Consider the following 23504-nt stretch of genomic DNA (forward strand, 5'->3'; position numbering starts at 1 on the left):
GGAATCAGATGCAACCATGGTGGAAGAAATCCGTTGTTTATCAAATTTATCCGAAAAGCTTTAATGATACGACGGGTAGTGGAACTGGAGATATTCAGGGGATTATTGAAAAGCTTGATTACTTAAAAGAGCTAGGAGTAGATGTTGTTTGGTTAACGCCGATCTATGATTCTCCTCAAAATGATAATGGGTACGACATACGTGATTATTTTAGTATTTATGAAGAGTATGGCACAATGGAAGACTTTGATCGTCTTTTAAAAGAAGCTCATGCAAGAGATATAAAAATTATTATGGACATTGTCGTAAACCACACATCAACAGAACACGAGTGGTTCGTAGAGTCTCGCAAATCTAAGGATAATCCTTATCGTGATTATTACATTTGGAAAGACGGCGTTGATGGAGCGGAACCGACAAACTGGCAGTCAAAGTTTGGCGGCAATGCTTGGCAGTTCGATAAGGAAACGGGTCAATATTATTTACATCTTTTTGATGTCACTCAGGCTGATCTAAATTGGGAAAATGAGAAAGTGCGCGATGAAGTGTATGATATGATGACATTCTGGTTTGAAAAGGGAGTAGATGGCTTCAGACTTGATGTCATTAACCTGATCTCGAAAAATCAAAACTTCCCGAATGATGATGGGTCTGTCGCACCTGGGGACGGACGCAAATTCTATACAGATGGTCCTCGCGCTCATGAATTTATGAACGAAATGAATCGGAACGTCTTTATGAAGTATAACAGCATGACAGTAGGCGAGATGTCGTCTACTACAATTGAAGACTGCATTCAATATTCGAACCCTGAGCGCAACGAATTAAGTATGACGTTCAATTTCCACCATCTAAAAGTCGATTACCCTAACGGAGAGAAATGGTCTGTAGCAGCCTTTGATTTCTTAAAGCTTAAAGAGATTCTTTCCACATGGCAAAGAGAAATGATCAAAGGTGGCGGGTGGAATGCGCTCTTCTGGTGCAATCATGACCAGCCTCGCATCGTATCGCGCTATGGAAATGACGGAGAGTACAGACGAGAATCAGCTAAAATGCTTGCTACGACGATGCACCTGATGCAAGGTACTCCTTATATTTACCAGGGAGAAGAAATTGGGATGACAAATCCTAAGTTTGACGCAATCTCTTCTTATCGTGATGTAGAGTCATTGAATATTTTCTCGATTTTGAAAGAGGAAAAAGGATATAGTGAGGAAGAAGTTCTTGAGATTTTACGCCATAAATCAAGGGACAATTCCAGAACGCCTGTGCAATGGACGCCTGAACCTCATGCTGGATTTACGACAGGGGAACCGTGGATTCCGGTCGCGAAAAACTATGAAGACATTAATGTAGAAGATACCTTGAAAGAAAGTAATTCCGTCTTTGATCACTACCAAAAGCTGATTTCATTAAGAAAAAGTGTCGATCTCATCACATATGGAGATTATGAACTCCTTTTAGATGAAGATCCTCAACTATTCGCTTATGTCCGTAATGGAGAGAATGAAAAGTTACTTGTCATTAATAATTTCTATGAAACAGAAGCAACCTTTGAACTGCCGTCCCATATTGAAGTAGATGGGTATGATGCAGAGGTATTGATTTCAAACTACGAAGATTCTCCATCAACCTTTAAGAAAGTGACGTTACGACCATATGAGTCGATCGCATATCATCTAACTGAGACAAGGTGAGTCTATGAAGCAAACGAAGTATCAGCAAATTTACAATGATCTCTCTGAGAATATTCGAAACGGAACCTATAAGCCGAATAGTAAACTGCCATCTGAGCATGAGCTTGCGGAAACCTATGGCACATCAAGAGAAACCATCCGCAAAGCGTTAAATTTACTTTCCCAGAACGGGATGATTCAAAAAATTAAAGCAAGAGGATCGGTCGTTCTTGACTTAAGTCGCTATGAATTTCCTGTTTCTGGACTTGTGAGCTTCAAAGAAATTTCAGAAAAGATGAACCGATCTTCAAGAACAATCGTTCATCATCTTGAAAAAAAGCTACCTGAGGAATGGGTTCGCGAACAACTTGAGCTTGAAGCGGGAGCAGAAGTTTGGCACGTCCTTCGTGCGCGTGAGATTGAAGGCGAAAAAATCATCTTAGATCGCGACTTTTTTTCCGCTAAGTGGGTACCTGAACTGACACGAACGATTTGTGAGAATTCAATCTACGATTATTTGGAAAATGATCTTGGTCTTTCCGTTAGCTATGCCAAAAAGGAAATTGTCGTAGAAGAGGCTGACGAAGAGGATCGACGTTATCTAGATTTGCATGATTACAAACATGTGGTGGTCGTTCGAAATTACGTTTATTTAAATGATACAACATTAATTGAATATACCGAATCACGACACCGACTTGATAAATTCCGATTTGTCGATTTTGCAAGACGTGAAAAACAATAAAGAGAGCGCTCCAATAAAATGGAGCGCTTTTTCATGTTCTTTTTAATTTGAGGGAAGGAAACCATACTCTATTCTCGAAAGAAGAATGGTGTCGGAAAACATGATAGGAGCGATCAGATTGAACGTAACCAAAGAAAAGATCACACTCACAAAAGTAGCATCTCATCACCTTACATCGTTAAAGCGATTTACCTTACATGAACATCAGCTCGCTTTCACTTCAATGCCGATGCCTGCTTATGAAATATGCATGCGCGATTCTAATCGTTTACCTGTAGCGATTATGGAAGGTGTTCGAACGGTTGGTTTTTTTGTTCTCGATCAAGGGGACGATGTTTTCTCGTATACAACTCGTCCACATGCGATTTTATTAAGAGCGTACTCAATCAACTTACCAGATCAAGGCCGTGGTATTGCGAAAGCATCTCTTCGACAATTAAAATCATTTGTAGAGAAACATCTGCCTGACTGTAGAGAAGTAGTTCTCGGTGTAAATGAAGATAATCTTTCAGCCAAAAAAGTCTACCTTGAGGCTGGATTTATTGACACAGGTGAGCAGAAAATGGGGCGCTCAGGTCCTCAAGCGATTCTAAAATTCCTTATCTAATCTTCTTGCGCGATGCTCACTCATAAAGCTAGGCACTTAGTGCAAATGTGTTGAAAGGGGAGAAACAGCGTGTGGTATGATACGAGAATTACTTCGATGTTAAACATAACCTATCCAATTGTTCAGGCAGGAATGGCGGGAGGTGTGACGACCCCTCAGCTAGTTGCTTCCGTCTCGAACGCAGGAGGACTCGGAAGTTTAGGGGCAGGCTATATGACACCTGAACAGATGAAGAAGGCAATAAGTGATATTAAACGGCTCACTTCAAAACCTTTTGCGGTTAATTTATTTATTCCAGAGGACGATCCGTCTTCGGAAGAGAGTATTGCAAACGTGCAAGTAAAGCTTCAACACTATGAGGACCAACTCGGTATTTCTAATCAAGAACGTAAGAGGAAGTCGTTTGTAGAAACTCAAAAGGAATATCAAGATAAGCTTCAGATTATCATTGATGAAGCCATTCCAGTATGCAGTTTTACCTTCGGGGTCCCTTCTATAGAAGATGTGCAGCGTTTAAAAAAAGAGAAAGTAATTTTAGTGGGAACAGCTACGACGGTAAAAGAAGCGATCATCAATGAGAAAACTGGAATGGATCTTGTTGTTATGCAAGGAATGGAAGCAGGTGGTCACCGCGGAACGTTTACAGGTGATTTTCAAGCTTCACTGATTGGCAGCGCTTCACTTATTCCTCAAACGGTCGATGCCATTCAAATTCCTGTTATTGCAGCAGGGGGAATTATGGACGGAAGAGGGATTCTTAGTATGCTCGCTCTTGGAGCAGATGCTGTTCAAATGGGCACAGCGTTTGTAACATGTCAGGAAAGTGGTGCAAATCCAGTTCATCAACATGCCATCTTAACTAGTACAGAAGATCAGACAGTTGTAACGCCAGTGTTTAGTGGGAAGCCTGCACGTGGCATAAATAATGACTTCATTACTGAGATGGCGAGTCAAAACGATTTACCGGGATACCCAACGTTAAATACGTTAACGAAAGAAGTAAGAAAACAAGCAGCGATTCAGAACCGTCCAGAGTGGATGTCGCTATGGTCAGGGCAAAGCCCGCGTCTCAGCACATCGAAATCTGTGGAGCAGATTATTGATTGTAGCGTGAAACAAGTAACAGACATTTTGGAGCGGTTAACGATATAAATGCGATGAAAATGATTAGGCCCCTCTCACAATGTGAGAAGGGCCCTTTCAATGACTTGCATTGGTACGGCCGGTCATCTGACAGCATCTTTTATTATGAAAAGATAATGACCGGCTGTATCATGAAGTTTAGTCATAAATCAGTCAGACAATACCCGTTTGTTTAGAAAGTTATTAGGGAAATGTAAAATGAATAGAAAGTATGTAGCATTTAAGGAGGACGTTTAACAATGAAAGCAGTTGTTATTAATGATTTTGGAAAACCTTCTACGTTTAGCATAACGAATCTCTCTACAAGAGAGTTGAAGCCAGGCGAATTGAAGATTAATGTAAAAGCAACAAGTGTTAATCCAGTTGATACAAAGGTTCGTTCTGGTCAAGCTGAAGCATTTGCACCAGCATTTCCAGCGGTTCTCCATGGTGATGTCGCCGGTATTGTAGAGGAAGTATACGAAGGAAGCCCTTTTCAAAAGGGTGATGAAGTGTATGCCTGTGCAGGTGGTGTAAAAGGTCTTGACGGAGCACTTCGAGAACAAATGATTGTCGACCAAAAGCTCGTTGCGAGGAAGCCTGAACGATTATCGATGAAAGAAGCTGCAGCACTACCGTTAGTCTCCATTACGGCATGGGAAGCCCTTGTGGACCGCATGAACGTTCAGCCAGGTCAAAGCGTTCTTATCCATGGTGCAACGGGTGGCGTCGGGCACATCGCCATTCAGCTTGCGAAATCATTAGGAGCGATTGTGTACACGACGGCGTCTACTTCAGAGAAAATGAAAATTGGTCAAGATCTTGGAGCAGATTATGCGATCAACTATAAAGAAACAACCGTAGAAGAGTATGTAAAACAGTATACAGATGGCAAAGGATTTGATGCAGTTTTTGATACTGTAGGCGGTGAAAATATGGAAAAGGCGTTCCAGGCAGTGAGGAACGGTGGACAAGTTGCCTGTATCGTTGGTAGCGGTGAGCATGATATGACACCACTGTATGTGAAAAGCGCTACATATCATGGCGTATTAATGCTCATTCCGATGCTAACAAATGAAGGAAGAGAGCACCATGGTGAAATCTTAACGAGCATAGCGCGAATGGTAGACCATGGGGTACTTAAACCGGTGTTGGATGAAGAGAGCTTTACGTTCTCTACTATTGCTGAAGCACACAATCGTCTTGAATCAGGAAAGACGATCGGGAAAGTTGTAGCAGAGAATGATCTTTCACAAATTTAAGATCAGAATAAAGGTATGACAAAAGGAACCTTTCTACATGGAAAGGTTCCTTTTCTTTTAGATAAAGAATTCGAAGATGAAATGAGTGCGTTAGTTCGTCCACTCGGAGACGAGTTCTTTGTTCTCTTCAACCCACTGTTGTGCACCTGTTTCGGCATCATCAGCGTCTTTGATCGTAGCCATCAGACTACCAAGAGAGTCATCATCCATCTGCCAATTGTTCATCCACTCAACAATCTCAGGGTGATCGTCACTGAAATTTGTTCTTGTCATAAAAAAGATATCATCTGCTTCCCCGTAGATGTTCTTTGGATCTTCGAGATATTTCAAATCATATTCTGCAAAAGCCCAATGAGGGTTCCACAGTGTAACGACAATGGGTTCCTCGTCTTCATACGCTTTTTTTAATTCACTCATCATCGCAGGCCCTGAACTATCAACTAGGTCATAGTTTAAGTTATATTCTTCAAGCGCGGTACGACTCATTTCCATCAAGCTTGCACCAGGATCGATCCCGACAATTTCTTCTATGCCCAGCTCTTCTTTTTTGTCATTTAGCTCTTCCATGCTCGTGATGTCCATATAAGAAGGAACGACAAGCCCAAGTCCTGTGCCTTCATACCATGCTTCGTGTAAGACAATATCTTCTTTGTATTCCTCGTATAATGGTTTATCTGTTGTGGGGAGCCATACTTCTGCAGCTATATCAAGATCGCCTTGTGAAAGGCCGGCCCATACAGGGGATTTCTCCATTGATTTAAGTTCAATGTCATATCCCTTTTCTTCTAAAATAACTTTCCACATGTTTGAAACCGCAATGTTTTCAGCCCAGTTGTTTAAGCCCAACGTTACGGTACCTTTCGATTTCTCTGCACCCTCTTCTGAGCCGCTACATGCAGTCAGCGACAGTGCTACAATGACCATGATTAATATTCCTCTCCTCATAGATACTCTCCTTTTTTCTCTTCTATTTCTATGTGCGAAAACGCACATGTTGCTTATCATAACAAATATGTCACACTTTTGCAGGTTTATTACAAAATCAGGACAGTGTATGATGAGAGGTGAGGAGGGATGGCGAATGATCACGATCGCAACAACGCTTATTATCATTTTTCTTGTCATTATTTTAATTGGTACATTGATGGTTGCTGGAAAGAGTGATCCGGGGTATGGGAAAAAGGCGAAAAATACGACCGTCACCATTTCAGCCATTTATCTTTTTGTAACCGTTTTAGCGGTAGCTGGAATTGCCGTTTACGTCTATTTTATTTAAATGCTCCACCACAAAATAGGACTGAACCGGTTTTAGGTTCAGTCCTATTTTGAAGCGACAAAGATCATCTCAGCTGCAAGATAGCCAAAGCGTAAACCGAAGAATAATAATACAACACTAGCGGTTACACTAATGGCACGCAGTGTACGAGGCTTTAATAACGATTTTCCGAAATGGACGGTCATACAAAGGTTGATATTCCAGAGTCCAATTCCAATAAACACGAGAGCAGATAGAAAGAAAGCTTGCCATTTATCAGGTTGCTGAAGAGAAACACTAAGAACAGAGCCATAAATGCCTAGCCAGAATAAAAGATTCATTGGATTAAAGGCAGCAATCATAAAACCAGTAGCATAAGCGTGTATGAGTCCAGAACCCTCTTTGTCCTTTTCTTCATCAAGACTTATTCGTGATAAGAACCCTTGTATCCCAGAAACCGTTAAAATAATCGCACCAAGAAGCATGAGTGAGATTTGGACAGCAGTTAACTTAACAAATGTTGCGATACCGAAATACATTAAGTACATCAGAATAAGATCAGCACTCATCCCACCTGCTCCAACAAGAAGTGATGACCAAAATCCTTTGTGAATCCCCCTTTTCATGATTTCAATATTGATCGGTCCAAGTGGCGCAGCAATGGATAAGCCTAGAACGATATGAGTTAGTGCAATCTCAAGCATGGCGTCCATTCTCCTTTATTTATAGCTGGGAAATATGTTACATAACGTGATTTTTAATACTCATTCTTACTTACCTTAATACATGTCCTAATGGTGTATTTTAGAAGTACAATTTTGAATTTGTTCGAAAATATGCTATTATGCTTTTTTGGGTCGCTCAATATTTTGAAGAAGATGTGGAAAATTGTATAATGAAGGTTACTACTACCATTGGAATTGATGTGATGTGGATATGAAGCATTTTTCTATGTTTACAAAAAGTGAAATAAAAGAACGTTTTCCGGTCAGCTTCTATCAACGGGGGTTAACGTATTTTCAAAATGGGCGCGTTTCTGAGCTTACATATGATCAAGAAGATCAATCCTACCGAGCTTATGTAAACGGCAGTTCAGAATATGGCGTGTTAATTGAGCTACTTGGTGATAATTGGTTTGGATCTTGTGAATGTCAGGCATTTCAAACCTATGGAACATGCAAGCACCTTGCTGCTGTTCTTATCGCGATTAGTGAAGAAGGTCCGCCAGAGAAAGAAAGCGAGAAACCATCGCAGGTAACTCAATCACCACGAAGTTATAACGAAACGAATCAGCTTATCCAAGTGCTAAGTGATTATCAACCGGAACCGGGTCGCTCAAACGCGAGAGCAGATGAGCTTAAGGTTGAATTTACCTTGAAAGCAAGCTCATACCCAACTTTACGTAAGTCTCAAGGTGATTCCCCCTGGACGTTAGAGCTTAAAGTAGGGGTAAATCGGTTATATGTCGTCAAAGATATTCGCTCATTTCTTGATGCAGTCCTTGAAGATCAGTCCTACTGGTTTACGAAAAAGTTCAGCTATGAACCTGATGATCACACGTTTCATGAATCAGATGAGCCGCTTATGCAAATTCTGCTTTCAATTAGACGGAATGAAAAGGTTTATTTGGATTTGCCTGATAATTGGGGACGTTTCACTGAAAACCGAGAATTAATCCTACCACCAATAACTGCAAATGAATTTCTTGCAGAATATTTAAAACAAGGTCGTTTCTTACGTTTTGAGTATAATCGCACTCTTCATGAAGAAATTGCGCTTGTGGATCGTAGTCTTCCATTTTCGTTTGAAATTGAGGAGAAGGATAATGATTATGTGATTCAGTTAAATGGTTTTCAAAGCGCAGCATACTTCCCAACTTATGGCTGGTTATTTCATGATGAAAAGCTTTTCAAGCTAACTAAAAAGCAGCAGTCTTTATTACGGGACTTATCAGCTTTTCGAAACGCCGCTAAAAAAAGTGAACTTTCTATTTCACCCGCACAAATTGAGCCATTTCTATCTCAAGTTGTTCCTGGACTAAGAAAACTTGGTGACGTGATCATTTCTGAGCAAATCAACGATAAAATTATTAATCCGGATTTACAAGCCCGAGTGTACGTGAATGCAGAGGGAGAGCGTTTGCTCGTTACGGTAGAGTACGAATACGGTGATGACGTGATCAATCCATTTAAGGATAATTCTCGGATTGTCAATGATCAGGGAGGCATTGTTCTTAGAGATAGTGAAAAAGAACAAACCATTATGTCATTGATTGAACAAGCTTCATTGAAATTTAACGGAAAAGAACTTTATGTTGAAGATGAAGCGTTAATTTTTGATTTTCTTTATTGGACAATCCCTGAACTAAATGACCTTGCGGATGTTTTTCTAACAGAATCCGCCCGAGCCTGGTTATTAGATGAATCATCAGCTCCTGTGACCTCTGTTGACATGGACAATAGTGGCAATTGGCTTGACGTTAGTTTTGACATGAAAGGGCTCGACGACGAAGAAATTTCGAATATCCTAAAAGCGGTCATTGAAAAAGATCGTTATTATCGCCTTTCGAATGGTACCTTTGTTTCAATGGAAAATGAAGATTTTCAACATGTTAGTCAATTATTCGACGACCTAAATATTAAACAAAATGATATTGAGCGAGGAGAGCTTCACCTTCCGCTTTATCGTGGTCTACAGCTTGATGAAAGAATGAGTGGAGGGAAACACGCCTCTCGTTATAGCAAAGCTTTTCGAGACCTGATCTCGCGACTCAAACATCCTGAAGACCTCCAATTTCATCTTCCATCTGGCCTAGAAGCCGATCTCCGTTCTTACCAGATGACGGGTTTTCAATGGTTGAAGGCGCTGGCGCATTATCATCTTGGAGGCATTCTTGCGGATGATATGGGGCTTGGAAAGACGTTGCAGAGCATTGCCTATTTGCTTTCTGAGAAAGAAGATAATCCTGACGCAACTGCTCTTGTAGTTGCGCCTGCTTCACTCATTTATAACTGGAAAAAAGAATTTGAGAAGTTTGCCCCAGAACTCATGATTGAAGTCAACACGGGTACTCCGGCAGAACGGAAGGAGCTTCTTAGCAAGGGCCTTCAACCAGACGTATGGATTACTTCTTATCCGACGCTCAGACAGGACATTGATCATTATGAAACGATTCAATTTGATTCCGTCATTCTTGATGAAGCGCAGGCGATTAAAAACCCTGCGACCAAAACGTCGCAGGCTGTAAGGATGCTTCAGGCAAAGAAGCGTTTTGCACTAAGCGGTACACCAATTGAAAATTCACTCGATGAACTGTGGGCATTATTCCACTCGATTATGCCAGGCTTCTTTCCTGATCAAGCCACGTTTCGAAATTTGCCTCATGAGCGAATTTCAACAATGGTCAAGCCGTTTATTCTAAGAAGAGTCAAAAAAGATGTTCTTAAAGAGCTTCCTGACAAAATTGAAACCGTTCAAGTATCGGAGTTAACAAAACAGCAGAAAGAGCTTTATATCGGGTACTTGCACCGTATTCAACAGGAAACGAAAGAAAGTCTCGCTGGCGATGGTTTTCAAAAGAATCGCATGAAAATTCTTGCTGGACTTACGCGTCTGCGTCAACTATGCTGTCATCCCTCTCTTTTTGTAGAAAACTATGAAGGGCAATCAGGAAAACTTGAGCAGCTTTTAGAGATCGTTACAACATCTATTGAGAATCAAAAGCGACTGCTTATTTTCTCTCAGTTTTCTAGTATGTTGAAAATCATTCATCAAAAGCTAGCCGATCTTGGTTATTCAGTTTTCTATCTAGATGGACAAACGCCTTCGAAAGATCGTGTTGAAATGACGGAACGGTTCAATGGGGGAGAAAATCAAATCTTTTTAATCTCATTGAAAGCTGGCGGCACTGGGTTGAACTTAACAGGCGCAGATACAGTTATCTTATATGATCTCTGGTGGAATCCTGCGGTTGAAGAGCAAGCAGCTGGTCGCGCTCACCGAATTGGCCAGAAAAAAGTGGTGCAAGTGATGAGGTTAATTACACAGGGCACCATAGAAGAAAAAATTTATGAGCTTCAACAGAAGAAAAAAGAGCTCATTGAAAAGGTTATTCAACCTGGGGAAACGATGATTTCCAGTTTATCTGAAGATGAAATTAAAGATATTTTAAGTATCTAGTCGATTGGCATTCGTCATGCCGTATAGTGTACAAGAAACTAACAAACACTAGCTAATGGAGGATATGAGAATGGATGTATGTGAACTATGTGGAAGAAGTGGCGTGACGTGTACAATCCATCACTTGACCCCTAAGGAAGAGGGTGGAGCACATAAACCGACCGCATCTCTTTGTGTCCCCTGTCACAAGCAAATCCATGCTTTATATACAAACCAAGAATTAGCGATTAGGCTCGATTCGATTGTAAAGCTGAAGCAAGACGAACAAATTCGTCGTTATTTGAAGTGGATCCGAAAACAACCTGCATCAAAGAGTGTAAAAATGAAAAAATCAAATCATCGAAAGCAAAAAAAATAAATTTTCGGATTTTATTTTTTCAAAAACCCTTACGATATGCAGGTTTTGCCACCTAAATGCAATACACAGTTATTTAGTACTAGAAATTACGCGTTTCGACATTTTTTATAGTGGTATAAATAGATAGAGGTAAAATTGTACTAATTTATACCATGAGATTACAGAAATTATTCTAAGTTGAGGTGAAGTGTATGAGGGAAAAAGTATCCTCCGTTTTTTGGAGCACGCTGGTAATTAGTTTAATTATGGTCATCTGGGGGGCAATTTCTCCAGATACGTTAGCATCCATGTCATCAAGTGCACAGTCCTTTATTTCAAACAAGTTAGGGTGGTACTACCTTATTCTTGTGACGTTGTTGGTGATTTTTTGTATCTTTATCATCTTCACACCGTATGGCAAAATCAAGTTAGGAAAGCCTGATGAAAAACCAGAATTTACACGTTTAAGCTGGTTTGCCATGCTGTTTAGTGCAGGAATGGGTATTGGGCTTGTATTTTGGGGAACGGCAGAACCGATGTCCCACTATGCAGTCAATGCACCGACTGCAGAAACAGGATCACCCGCTGCAATTAAAGAAGCCCTACAATATTCGTACTTCCACTGGGGAGTTCATGCGTGGGCAATTTATGCAATCGTAGCCCTTGTTCTTGCTTACTTTAAATTTAGACATGACCGTCCTGGTTTGATTAGCGCTACGCTATACCCTATTTTTGGTGAGCGTGTAAATGGATTGTTAGGTAAGGTAATCGATGTACTTGCCGTTTTTGCAACGATTGTAGGTGTTGCAACGACGCTAGGATTTGGAGCTGTTCAAATCAACGGAGGACTTTCTTACTTAACTGATATACCAAATAGCTTTAGTTCACAACTCATTATTATCGGTGTTGTTACCGTGCTGTTCATGATTTCAGCTTGGACAGGAATTGGGAAAGGGATTAAGTACTTAAGTAATGCCAACCTTGGACTAGCAGGTATCCTTTTCCTTGCTGTGTTTATCCTTGGTCCAACGATTTACATTCTAAATATGTTCACTGATACCATCGGTGCTTACATTACAAACTTTATGGCGATGAGTTTCCGGATCGCGCCATTGAATCCAGAAAATAGAGAGTGGATTAACAACTGGACCATTTTCTACTGGGCATGGTGGATTTCATGGTCGCCATTCGTTGGTATTTTCATTGCCCGTGTTTCACGCGGAAGAACAATTCGAGAGTTTCTTGTAGGCGTTCTTCTTGTTCCTTCTATCGTTGGTTTCCTATGGTTCTCAACGTTTGGTATTTCAGCGATTAATATTCAGCAGCAAGGAATTGCTGATATTGCCTCACTTGCAACAGAAGAATCGCTGTTTGGAACTCTACAGAATTACCCACTAGGTACAGTGTTATCGATTGTAGCCATTACCTTAATTGGAACATTCTTTATTACATCTGCGGACTCTGCTACGTTCGTTCTTGGAATGCAAACAACATATGGTTCTTTAAATCCAGGTTCACACGTTAAATTAACATGGGGAGTTATCCAATCTTCCATGGCGGCAGTTCTGCTTTACACAGGTGGACTACAAGCGTTACAGAATGTCCTAATTCTGGCAGCCTTGCCGTTCTCGGTGATTATGATCCTCATGACAGTTTCGTTCTACAAGGCGCTTAAGAAAGAGAAGTATCTAGTCGCTAAAGATCCTAAACCGCGAAAAGAAAAACGCAAAGAGAAAAAAGCAGGGACAGATAATAAAGTAGACAATCCTGCACCTGCAACCAAATAGTTTTAAAAAGGCGATGAGATAAACCTCATCGTCTTTTTGCATGCAATCGTTAAATCTTTACAATTATAAGCAGTCAGGATAAAATAATTGAGGTTATTCATTATTTTAAAGTGGGGATGACGATGAAGGCATTAGTGCAAATAGCTAGTGAACAAATTTTGAATCGAAAAGAGCAAATTGCAGAACAAATTACGATTGAACAGAATAAAAAATATCCAATCGAGCTAAAAAATAAAACCGATGAGCTTTTTCCATTGCGCGTGGAATTGGTAACGATTTATGCAAGGTCACTCGCACTTCGAGAAGAGGAAGCTGAAAAAAGTATTGAGGCGTGGGGGATTGAAACAGGTAGAATGTGTGCACGCTTAGAAACCACACTTGATTCGATGCTAGGCGAAGTACCACAGTATCGAACATACATAGGTGAGGTTTTAAAAGAAGTAGCGATTGAGCAGAAAATAGGCATTGAAGAATTGTATGACCTTATTTCTAAGCTTGATCATACTATGAATTTAGTTGTGTATTATTTTAGCGTTCCGTTTGTTCAATATCAGACGAATCTCCTTGAACAGTCTCGTAACGAAATTCTTGAGTTATCAGCTCCTGTAGTGCCAATCATGGATGGCATAGCTGTATTGCCTTTGATTGGAACAATTGATACATATAGAGCGAAGCTAATTATGGAAGAATCACTCAATCAAAGCGTCCGCCTTCGCTTGAATTATTTTGTATTAGACCTTTCAGGCGTTCCCATTGTCGACACATTTGTCATTCAGCAGCTTTTTCAAATTATTGAAGCCCTTAGACTTGTCGGAGTAGAAGCTAGAATTAGTGGCATAAAGCCAGAAATTGCATTATCAGTTGTAAAACTAGATATTCGTTTCAATATGGTCAACACCTATTCGACTTTACAGCAAGCGCTGGCTGATTTAGTTATCCAATGCTAAGTTTAAAAAAAACACTAAATCCTTCAATTTTGTAACAAATCAGTGTTCTGATTAACTTTAGGTAACAATTATCAGGACCTGGGGTTTAGAAATTCGCATATATGTGAATGGTTAACTATTGGATAAATGAAAGCTGGTGATTCTATGCTTACGGAATTGTTTAAGAAGTCCAGACATACTGTCGTTCTTACAGGTGCAGGAATGAGCACAGAAAGCGGTTTGCCTGACTTTCGTTCTGCGCTTGATGGAATGTGGAACGAGGTGGACCCGCTCCAGCTTGCAAGTAGAGATGCGATGCAGCACGAACGTCATATGTTTGTTCGCTTTTATAAACAGCGTATAAAAAAGTTGAAGGAAGCTTCTCCTCATCAGGGGTATTATCATCTTGCTGAGTGGGAGAGGAATGGTGAGATTAAATCGATTCTTACTCAAAATGTCGATGGATTTCATCAATTATCTGGAAGTAAAAATGTGGCAGAAATGCATGGTTCGTTAAGAGTGATGTACTGTGATGATTGTGGAGAACAATCTTCAAGCGATAGGTATTTAGCTGATGTTTTAGAATGTCACTGCGGTGGTTTTAATAGGCCTGGCGTCGTTCTATTCGGTGAACCATTGCCGCTTAATGCCATTCATCAGGCAAAGATAGAAGCAAAGAAAGCTGATCTATTTATTGTCCTCGGCTCTTCTCTACAAGTCGCCCCAGCCAATGTCTTCCCTATGGAAGCGAAGCGAAACGGAGCGAAGCTTGTTATTGTGAATGAGGAAGAAACGGATTATGACAAAGTAGCAGATCTCGTGATTCATGACAAAATAGGAAAAGTATTAGCGGACCTAGCTGAAGATAAAGCACGTTTGGATAAAAGTAAATAGAGTGAAAAATACCGACGTTTGTCGGTATTTTTTTGATCGTATTTCCTCTATTTATTAAACTTTAGAAATAGTAAGATAAGATGAGGAAGGAGTTGGGAAATGTTGATTAACCTATTACCAATGAGTGAATTTGATTTCAACCAATTTTTAGACACTTCAATTGATAACTATGCTAAAGAAAAAGCCGCGGCAGGAAACTGGAGAGCGGAGGAAGCCTTTGAGAAATCCAGGCAAGAATTTGATCGTTTATTACCTGAGGGTAGGAATACAGAGGGACATACTCTTTATACAATAGTGGTAGAGGGTAGTGAAGAGAAGGTAGGCAGTCTATGGATTAAAACGGACTGGAATGCAAAAGAAGCGTTCATTTATGAATTTAATGTTCATGATGAAAAACAAGGAAATGGTTTTGGCACGGAAGCGATAAACGTCCTTGAAAGGATTTTAACGGAACGTGGAATTACAGGACTGTCACTTCATGTTTTTGCTCATAATAAACAAGCGATTCGTTTATATGAACGTCTAGGGTTTGCAACAACAAATATTAATATGAAGAAAATATTGGGTTGATGGTGTAAAAGGTAGAGAGGAGGATGAAAAAGTGAATGATTTGAAGAGAATAACGGTTTTTTGCGGATCCAGTAATAGCGTTGATCAGAAATATTTCAATGCAGTGGAAGAACTGGGAGCTGTTTTAGCAGAAAAAAATATTGAAGTGATCTACGGTGGCGGGAACGTTGGTCTCATGGGTGCACTTGCCAGAACGGTGCTGAAACATGGGGGGCGAGTAACGGGGATTATCCCACGAAAAATCTATGATAATGTCAGTCATATCGAGTTATCAGACCTTATCATTGTGGAAACAATGCACGAGCGGAAGGCAAAAATGTACGAGTCAGGAGATGCTTTTCTTGCTCTTCCAGGTGGGATTGGCACGCTCGAAGAATTAACAGAAATCTTCACGTGGTATCAGCTAGAGTATCATAATAAGCCAATTGGCCTTTTAAATACAAAAGGGTATTATGATCCTTTTTACCGCATGCTTGAACATATGGTGGAGGAAGGCTTTCTCCATAAACGCTATATGGAACCGTTGCTAACGGAGGAGAGTCCTAAACAGTTAGTTGAAAACATCCGTTCACACTCTGTCCCATTAATGAATAAGTGGAAGCAAGATGATATCGGCGATCGCATTTAAATACCGGATAATCCGGTATTTTTTTTGAATTCTATCATTAAGTTACACAATGCGCGCGATTAATTGATTAAATATTCAGATAAAAAGAAGGGTTTTTACCTGTGAGAATGGAACTATACATACGCTACTTAAACTCAAGTTAAAAAGAAAATGGAGGGTTTAACATGTATGGTACGATCGGTTCTTTATTTCTTCAAACGGTAAAAAAGTATGGAAAAGAAGAAGCGCTTGTGGATGTCGACCGGGACATCAGATGGTCTTATGATGAATGGAACGTAGAAGTGAACCGGCTTTCAAACGCCCTCATCGATGCTGGAGTAAAAAAGGGCGATCGTGTATCCTCTTTTTTATTTAATACGATAGAATTAGCGACCTTATTTTTCTCATGTGCAAAAATAGGGGCCGTATTAAATCCAATTAATTTTCGCTTGAAGTCAAATGAAATCGCTTACATTATTGAGGATGCCAAACCGAGTATTTTCGTATTTGAGCCTGCTCTTGCACCGGTCGTTGCAGAAGTTCAAGAACGATATCCCGATGTATCGTTCTGGTCAACAGAGGAGGCACCGGACTTTGCAGATAGCTACAGTGAACACGTTCGTCTTTCACATAGTGCTGAACCTACGATTGAAGTAGATGAAAATGATACGTATGCGATTATGTACACAAGTGGTACCACTGGGCGACCTAAAGGAGTGATGCATCGCCATCGAAACATGCTTGAACAGAGTATTCTTTGTGGCGCGTCTCTTAACTTGAAACAAGTGGATCGAGGACTTGTCGCTGCACCGATGTTTCATTGTGCAGAGCTTCATTGCAACTTTTTACCGAGGGTACATTTTGGAGCTACGAATGTTATTATTCATCATTTTGAACCAAGGAAAGTGCTTCAGGTTATTGAACGAGAAAAAATATCGGTGTTCTTTGCTGCACCTACAATGTGGAATATGATTTTACAAGAAGATTATGCAGCATTTGATCGAAGTAGCTTACGAGTAGGTCTATATGGTGCTGCACCTATGGCTCCATCACTTGTTGTTGCGGTCAAAGAAAAGCTGGGTATTAATCTCATTCAGGCATATGGGATGACGGAAATGGGACCTGCCGTGACATTTCTTGATGAGCATGAGCAATTAACTAAAGTGGGATCTGCAGGAAGAGCGGCGCTGAACCATGAGGTCAGAATCGTTAGACCGAATGAAAATGGACCGTCTGAGCCTGATGATGAGCTACCAGCTGGCGAAGTTGGTGAGATTATTGTGAAAGGACCATGTATGATGATCGGCTATTTTAATCGACCAGAAGCAACAAAGGACGCGATGTATAAAGGTTGGTACCATTCAGGTGATCTTGGTTATATGGATGAAGACCGCTATGTCTATGTTTCTGATCGTGTCGATGATATGATCATTTCTGGTGGAGAAAACGTTTATCCAAGAGAAGTAGAAGATGTCCTACATGCACATGCAGGGGTGCTTGACGTCGCGGTACTTGGCGAACCTGATGAAAAGTGGGGAGAAATCGTTACTGCCATCATAGTGAAGAAACAAGTTTCACTAACTGAAGCTGACTTAGATCGTTACTGCAAAGAGAGTCCAAATCTTGCTACTTATAAACGGCCGCGAAAGTATTTGTTCGTAGAAGAGTTACCTCGAAATGCCAGTGGTAAAATCCAAAAGTTTCGACTTCGTGAGCAATTTCAGGTTAAGTCAAACTAACATTCGCTGAGATCAATGAATGAACGATTGGATTCAGTAGACATGAAACGGTTATGGGCGGTATAATTGAAAATTGCAAGAAAAAGCGGGCATATGCTCGCTTTTTTTCAGTAGTATGATTTTTCATGAATTTTAAATTGACGTACATACTACTAGTGAAAAGGAGGAATGCCGAATGATTAAATTATTTACTGATAGCGATCTTGATGGAACGGCCTGCGCGATCATAGCAGAACTTGCTTTTGACAAAGAGGCGGACGTGACCCATTGTACATATCGAAATTTAGATGACCGCGTCGAAGGATTTCTACAACAAAATAATGAAGATCCAATCTTCATTACTGATTTATCTGTGAACGAACACGTAGAAAAGCTTTTAGATGAACGTTTTCGTGAAGGATCTCACGTTCAAATGATTGATCACCACGCAACAGCCATGCACTTTAATGATTATAAATGGGGATTTGTTGATCCCGGGGAGAATCAAAAAACGTGTGCTGCAACCCTTTTTTATGATTTTCTATTGGAGAAAGAAAAAATTGAACCCTTAGAAAGTCTTGAGACGTTTCTTGAGCTTGTTCGAAAATATGATACGTGGGAATGGGAAGAAGAAAATGAAGTGGATGCGAAACGATTAAATGATCTATTCTCAATAATGGGGAGAGAAACGTTCAAATCTGAGATGATTAGGCGTTTAACGCGGGAATCTGATTCTTTTAAGTTTAATGATTCTGAGGAAATGATTCTTGATCTGGAAGAACGAAAGATTGAACGGTACATTCATCAGAAGAATCGTCAGCTTGTGCAAATGTTTTTCGATGAGTATTGTATCGGCCTTGTTCATGCAGAATCGTATCATTCCGAACTTGGAAACGAGTTGAATAAGCGAAATCCTCATCTAGATTTTATTACGATTATTAATGCAGGAAGCAAGCGCTTAGGTTTTCGTACAATTCATGACGAAGCGGATGTTTCAGAGTTTGCCTCCCGTTTTGGTGGGGGAGGACATCCTAAAGCGGCAGGTTGTGAACTAAACGAAGATACGTTCCGAATTTTTGTGGAACCTTCTTTTGCGCTTAAACCAGTTCGAAAAGATCCGGAACGAAATAAGCTGAATGAGCGTAACAGTGAAAGTGGCTCTTTCTATGAAAATCATGATGAGAAGATCATTTATATTCGTCCTCGTCGAGAAGGTGAGTGGGAAGTGATGTGTCGTGGGAAAGTTGAAAGTAGTGTGTTTCACGAGTTTGAAGATGCGGAACGCCATGTGAAACGAACTTACCATGCGTGGCTTCGTTCGGATAAAGCGGTCGTGGAAGATTTTGTGAGAGTTCTTCCGTTAACAAAAGAACAGATAATGGATCGGTACCATACGATGATTAAAGCGATGCTTTATCAAGAAGAAGACGTTCTTAGTTGAACGTCTTCTTTTTACATAGAATTCACATCGGTTTTACATTTCTTTGGTTTATTCGTTCGGTATGCTTGAAGCCTAGAGAGGGCGACAGTGATCGTGTCTCTAAAGGTAACATGAATGAAAAAAAAGAATCGTGGTTGTTTGCTAAACTGTTTCCTTTTTCAATTACATGGGTATAGTCTTATACATGCCCATGGCACTCAACCATAGCGTTGCGAGCATGCATTATGGGTGTGAAAGGAGAAAACAGTGAAGCGAATCATGTTTAACAATCGCTACTCGCAAGTCCTTTACCAGACACAGAAAGCCAGGGCACGATGCATAAAGTTAGAGAAGAGACCGTACATCAGGACGATCGCGACTGCAACTGGATTCTCGGAGGAAGAGATCTTAGAATCTCTCGAATTTGGTGATGTCGATTACATCATGAAGCTGCGTTTGCACTATAGCTAGACGCAACGTTATGCGTTGTAGCGCCATTAGGGCATGCCACCTCTTTGTTGAACCATGTTCAAAAAGAGAAGCAGCTACTCATCAATAAATTGGAGGCTGATTATTTAGATAATCGGCTTTTTTTAATGAATAAAAAATGAATTCTATCAAAATAAATTAACTTTTTTTCAAAAACATGGAACTTTCGATTTGCGAGAGTCGTAGAAAGAGGTGACATTATTTTGAAAGGTTGTGTACATAATGAACGAAACGTTTGTAGAAACAGGTAGAGCAGAGAAACCATCGATATTTGGGATGATTTGGAGTCCGGGAGAACAGTTTGCCACCATACGCTCCAATCCGAAAATATGGGTACCCCTTATAATTGTAACTTTGCTTTCATTAATTGGAGGCTGGCTAATGGTGATTGGGCCAGGCTTTGAAGAGCAATTTGCTACAGCGGAGTTAGAGGGAGAAAACATGGACGGAATTATCTTATTTTCAAAGATTTCAACCGTTGTTTTTTCTGCGCTCGGTCCGATTTTTGGTATTCTCTTTTCAAGCTTTATTTTTTGGTTAATTAATAAAGCAACAAGCTCTGAGGCTACATTTAAACAATTTTTTTCTATGAATACGTATATCAGCTTTATTAGTGCGATTGGCCTAGTGTTAAATGGTCTTCTCCTTGCGCTATTAGGAGGATCACCGGGTGAGCTTTATACGAGTCTTGGCGCGCTCGCTGGTTCAGAAGGATCTGTTGGTGCTTTTCTTAATGGGATTGAAATCTTCGGTATCTGGACGATTGTTTTAACAGGGATAGGACTTCGAATAACGGCTAAGTGGCCTAAGGGACTTGCCTGGACGATCGCCATTATCTTTCTTGTCTTTACAGTTGGTGCTGCAGCGGTTGGTAGTATGATGAATACTATGTCGGGAATGTAAGGCATGAAGAAAAAGATTTGGATTACCATTGCGGTTGTGATTATACTCACTCTCGTTGTAGGGGTAAATATTTATCGAACCTATGCCGATAGTACAGCTAATGTAAAAACAGAAACAGCTAAATTCGAAGAAATTAATTCTACTGTTATGACGCCTGGAACGGTGGCGATGGCTAATGAAAGCACACTTTATCAGGATTCTAGCAAAGGTGAGCTGAAAGAAATTCTTGTTAATGAAGGAGACGCTGTAAAAAAAGGAGATCCAGTTGTTAGCTATGAGAACAAGGATTTAGAAATGGAGAAGGAACAAAACGAGATCAACATTGAGTCGCTTTATCTTCGGATCAATTCACTTGATAAACAAGAGAAGCGTCTGAAAGAGAAGAAAAACGATTTAGCAGATGATGTTGGAGAAGAAGAAGCAGAGGAAACGATGGAAGCTGAAATCGAACAGGTGAAAATGGACAAGCGAATGGCAAATCTTGATTTGCGTCAGGCATTATTACAGCGAGATCGATTAAAGCAGAAGATAAGTGACCTTGAAGAAAAAAGCGAAATTAGCGGTATTGTACTAGAAGCAAATGATTCAAGTGCCCCACAGTCAACTCAGATGGAGAAACCGATCTTGCGGATTGGAAGCATGGAAAATCTCATCATAGAAGGAACGCTTTCAGAATACGACACACTGAATATTGAAGCTGGTCAACAAGTAACGATTACAACAGACGTGCTCCCTGAGGAAAAGTGGGAAGCAGAAGTAATGGAAGTAGGTTATTTACCACAAACCTCTTCACCTGAAGCTAATACATCGGCCGTTCAATATCCCGTTTCTGTTAAATTTAACAACTCAGAAGACGTTCCATTAAAACCTGGCTTTCAAATGATTATTGAGATTGAAACAGAGTCACATGAAGCTTTAACTGTACCTTTAGCAGCGGTGCAACAGGATGGGGATGAGTCCTTTGTATTTGTTGTTGAGGATGGGAAGGCAATTAAACGTCAAATTGAAACAGGTTCGTCCACTACAAAACGAATTGAAGTAACAAAAGGATTAGCTGAGAAAGCTCAAGTTGTGGTGGAAGCTCCTGATCATCTCAAGGATAAAATGGAAGTGACCATGCAATGATCCAACTTGAGGAGATAACAAAAAGCTATACACTAGGCAAGGAAGCGGTGAACGTGCTGAGAGGAATAAGTCTTCAAATTAAAAGCGGCGAATTTGTCGCGATTATGGGTCCGTCAGGGTCGGGGAAATCAACTTTAATGAATATTATTGGTTGTCTTGATCGGCCGACTACAGGTTCTTATTTTTTAAATGAAGAAGATGTTTCTCAACATAAAGATCATGAATTAGCTAAAGTACGAAATCAATCGATTGGATTTGTTTTTCAACAGTTTCAACTGTTGCCAAGGTTAACTGCGCTTAAGAATGTGGAGCTTCCTATGGTTTATGCTGGTGCCTCTAAACAAGAGAGGGAAGAACGCGCGCGCGATGCTCTAGTAAAAGTTGGCTTACAGGATCGAGTGGGACACCTTCCAAATGAGCTTTCAGGTGGTCAAAAGCAACGAGTCGCGATTGCGAGGGCCCTTGTGAATGATCCATCGCTTATTCTTGCTGACGAGCCCACTGGTGCCCTTGATACGGCAACAAGCGTAGCGATTATGGATTTATTTGTTCAACTTAATCAGGAGGGGACAACAATCGTTGTGGTCACGCACGAGCCGGAAGTTGCGGAGTATGCGAGTCGGGTCATTTATGTGCGAGATGGATTATTAGGACAAAACCCTCTTGAGAAAGGGGGCCAAACGCGGTGAGTCTTTGGGAAAATATTAAAATGGCACTTATGTCAGTGAAAGCCCACAAGATGCGGTCCATCCTAACGATGCTTGGGATTATCATTGGCGTCGCAGCTGTTATTGTCGTCGTGGCGATCGGACAGGGTGGAGAAGCGATGCTTAAATCCCAAATTGCTGGAGATGGCAATACGATCGAAGTCTTTTACCAGCCATCTGAAGAAGAAATGCAACAGGGGAAATGGGAGGAGAATCCATTCACCCAAGAAGACATTCGACAGTTAGAGGGAATCGAAAAGGTTTCAAATGTCGTTGCCTCTTCCTCGGAATTTTCAACAGCCAGACTCCGTGAAGAAGAAGCAGAAACGTCCATTACAGGGATTAATGAAGCGTATTTGGACGTGAATCAACTTAAAGTAGAGAAAGGTCGCTCCTTTACGAGCGCTGATTTTCTAGGCGGTCGTAGGGTAGCAATCGTCAGTGCAGCGATGCAGGAAGAGTTATTTGAAGGGAAGTCACCGATTGGAGAAATTATCCGCATTGGTGTTCAGCCTGTGGAAGTGATCGGTGTTCTAGAGAAGCCAACAGGTCTCTTCGCATTTGGTTCCGTGGAAGCATATATTCCTTGGACGGCAATGCGAAACATGCTTGGTACAAGTAACTACAGTCAGGTTACGCTTCAAGTGGAAAATGCAGATGACATTCAGCCAATAGGAGAGCGTGCAACGACGGTCTTAAATCAACTTCATGACACAGACGATTCTTATCAGGTAATTAATATGGAAGAAATCGCTCAAGGAATTGGACAGGTAACAACAATCATGACAACGATTATCGGCAGTATTGCTGGTATTTCACTGCTAGTGGGTGGAATCGGTGTGATGAACATTATGCTCGTCTCTGTTACAGAACGAACGCGTGAAATTGGGATCCGAAAGTCATTAGGGGCGACGAGACAGCAAATACTTCTTCAGTTTCTCGTTGAATCGATCATACTTACCTTAATTGGTGGGATCATCGGTATCATACTTGGAGCAGGGACGGCGTATCTTGTGTCGTTCTTTGCGGACTGGCCATCTTTGATTTCGTGGCAGGTTGTTCTTGGAGCTGTTTTATTTTCAATGCTTATCGGGATTGCCTTTGGTCTCTTGCCTGCTAATAAAGCATCAAGACTCGATCCGATCGATTCTCTTCGTTATGAATAACAAAAAAAG

At 40.7% G+C, this 23504-nt stretch carries 21 protein-coding genes; 19 read left to right on the plus strand and 2 right to left on the minus strand.

The window, feature by feature from the left end; genetic code table 11:
• The first annotated feature begins 8 nt into the window (after positions 1-8).
• The 5 genes from treC (at position 9) to PQ578_RS11575 (ending at position 5412) form a co-directional block, all read left to right on the plus strand.
• Positions 9-1697 (plus strand): alpha,alpha-phosphotrehalase, encoded by a 1689-nt coding sequence (gene treC, locus PQ578_RS11555; RefSeq protein ID WP_273834462.1) that lies wholly within the window; start codon positions 9-11, stop codon positions 1695-1697.
• Positions 1698-1701: 4 nt separating this feature from the next.
• On the plus strand, positions 1702-2421 hold the full coding sequence (gene treR, locus PQ578_RS11560; protein ID WP_273834463.1) for a trehalose operon repressor: 720 nt from the start codon (positions 1702-1704) through the stop codon (positions 2419-2421).
• Between the two features lie 118 nt (positions 2422-2539).
• On the plus strand, positions 2540-3028 hold the full coding sequence (locus PQ578_RS11565) for a GNAT family N-acetyltransferase (protein ID WP_273834464.1): 489 nt from the start codon (positions 2540-2542) through the stop codon (positions 3026-3028).
• 69 nt (positions 3029-3097) lie between these two features.
• Positions 3098-4180, plus strand: coding sequence for an NAD(P)H-dependent flavin oxidoreductase (locus PQ578_RS11570; RefSeq protein WP_273834465.1), 1083 nt, complete (start codon positions 3098-3100; stop codon positions 4178-4180).
• Between the two features lie 230 nt (positions 4181-4410).
• Positions 4411-5412, plus strand: coding sequence for a zinc-dependent alcohol dehydrogenase family protein (locus PQ578_RS11575; protein WP_273834466.1), 1002 nt, complete (start codon positions 4411-4413; stop codon positions 5410-5412).
• A gap of 90 nt (positions 5413-5502) precedes the next feature.
• Here the strand turns inward: PQ578_RS11575 and PQ578_RS11580 are convergent, their stop codons facing one another.
• Positions 5503-6357, minus strand: coding sequence for a glycine betaine ABC transporter substrate-binding protein (locus tag PQ578_RS11580; RefSeq protein WP_273834467.1), 855 nt, complete (start codon positions 6355-6357; stop codon positions 5503-5505).
• Positions 6358-6493: 136 nt separating this feature from the next.
• Here PQ578_RS11580 and PQ578_RS11585 point away from each other — a divergent pair, with 136 nt between their 5' ends.
• Positions 6494-6688 (plus strand): hypothetical protein, encoded by a 195-nt coding sequence (locus PQ578_RS11585; RefSeq protein ID WP_098442964.1) that lies wholly within the window; start codon positions 6494-6496, stop codon positions 6686-6688.
• A 44-nt stretch (positions 6689-6732) separates the two neighbouring features.
• On the opposite strand, the gene PQ578_RS11590 is transcribed toward PQ578_RS11585, so the two are convergent.
• Entirely contained in the window at positions 6733-7371 is a 639-nt protein-coding gene (locus PQ578_RS11590) for a LysE family translocator (RefSeq protein ID WP_273834468.1), read from the minus strand.
• Between the two features lie 232 nt (positions 7372-7603).
• Here PQ578_RS11590 and PQ578_RS11595 point away from each other — a divergent pair, with 232 nt between their 5' ends.
• From PQ578_RS11595 to PQ578_RS11655, 13 genes are all read left to right on the plus strand, one after another.
• Positions 7604-10846, plus strand: coding sequence for a DEAD/DEAH box helicase (locus tag PQ578_RS11595; RefSeq protein ID WP_273834469.1), 3243 nt, complete (start codon positions 7604-7606; stop codon positions 10844-10846).
• Positions 10847-10901: 55 nt separating this feature from the next.
• Complete coding sequence (gene hlpB, locus PQ578_RS11600) at positions 10902-11204, plus strand: HNH nuclease-like protein HlpB (RefSeq protein WP_098442967.1); 303 nt, start codon at positions 10902-10904, stop codon at positions 11202-11204.
• Between the two features lie 191 nt (positions 11205-11395).
• Positions 11396-12970, plus strand: coding sequence for a glycine betaine uptake BCCT transporter (locus PQ578_RS11605; RefSeq protein ID WP_273834471.1), 1575 nt, complete (start codon positions 11396-11398; stop codon positions 12968-12970).
• Between the two features lie 122 nt (positions 12971-13092).
• On the plus strand, positions 13093-13917 hold the full coding sequence (locus PQ578_RS11610; protein WP_273834472.1) for an STAS domain-containing protein: 825 nt from the start codon (positions 13093-13095) through the stop codon (positions 13915-13917).
• A gap of 144 nt (positions 13918-14061) precedes the next feature.
• Positions 14062-14790 (plus strand): NAD-dependent deacylase, encoded by a 729-nt coding sequence (locus PQ578_RS11615; protein ID WP_273834473.1) that lies wholly within the window; start codon positions 14062-14064, stop codon positions 14788-14790.
• A 99-nt stretch (positions 14791-14889) separates the two neighbouring features.
• Positions 14890-15360: a GNAT family N-acetyltransferase gene (locus tag PQ578_RS11620; protein WP_273834474.1), complete on the plus strand. Its 471-nt coding sequence runs from the start codon at positions 14890-14892 to the stop codon at positions 15358-15360.
• 31 nt (positions 15361-15391) lie between these two features.
• The gene (locus PQ578_RS11625) at positions 15392-15988 is read left to right on the plus strand and encodes an LOG family protein (protein WP_273834475.1); all 597 of its coding nucleotides are present in this window, start codon (positions 15392-15394) and stop codon (positions 15986-15988) included.
• A 164-nt stretch (positions 15989-16152) separates the two neighbouring features.
• Complete coding sequence (locus PQ578_RS11630) at positions 16153-17706, plus strand: fatty acid--CoA ligase (protein WP_273834476.1); 1554 nt, start codon at positions 16153-16155, stop codon at positions 17704-17706.
• A gap of 175 nt (positions 17707-17881) precedes the next feature.
• Positions 17882-19126 carry a DHH family phosphoesterase gene (locus PQ578_RS11635; RefSeq protein WP_273834477.1) on the plus strand — a complete coding sequence of 415 codons (1245 nt, stop codon included), beginning with the start codon at positions 17882-17884 and terminating at the stop codon, positions 19124-19126.
• Between the two features lie 690 nt (positions 19127-19816).
• Entirely contained in the window at positions 19817-20497 is a 681-nt protein-coding gene (gene yknW, locus PQ578_RS11640; RefSeq protein ID WP_273834479.1) for a YknW family membrane protein, read from the plus strand.
• A 3-nt stretch (positions 20498-20500) separates the two neighbouring features.
• The gene (locus PQ578_RS11645) at positions 20501-21622 is read left to right on the plus strand and encodes an efflux RND transporter periplasmic adaptor subunit (RefSeq protein ID WP_273834480.1); all 1122 of its coding nucleotides are present in this window, start codon (positions 20501-20503) and stop codon (positions 21620-21622) included.
• On the plus strand, positions 21619-22311 hold the full coding sequence (locus PQ578_RS11650; protein WP_273834481.1) for an ABC transporter ATP-binding protein: 693 nt from the start codon (positions 21619-21621) through the stop codon (positions 22309-22311). Before PQ578_RS11645 ends, PQ578_RS11650 begins: the two co-directional genes overlap by 4 nt.
• On the plus strand, positions 22308-23495 hold the full coding sequence (locus tag PQ578_RS11655) for an ABC transporter permease (RefSeq protein WP_273834482.1): 1188 nt from the start codon (positions 22308-22310) through the stop codon (positions 23493-23495). Before PQ578_RS11650 ends, PQ578_RS11655 begins: the two co-directional genes overlap by 4 nt.
• The last annotated feature ends 9 nt before the right edge of the window (positions 23496-23504 follow it).

It is taken from the genome of Guptibacillus sedimenti (assembly GCF_028610665.1).
GTDB classification, from domain to species: domain Bacteria; phylum Bacillota; class Bacilli; order Bacillales; family Guptibacillaceae; genus Guptibacillus; species Guptibacillus sedimenti.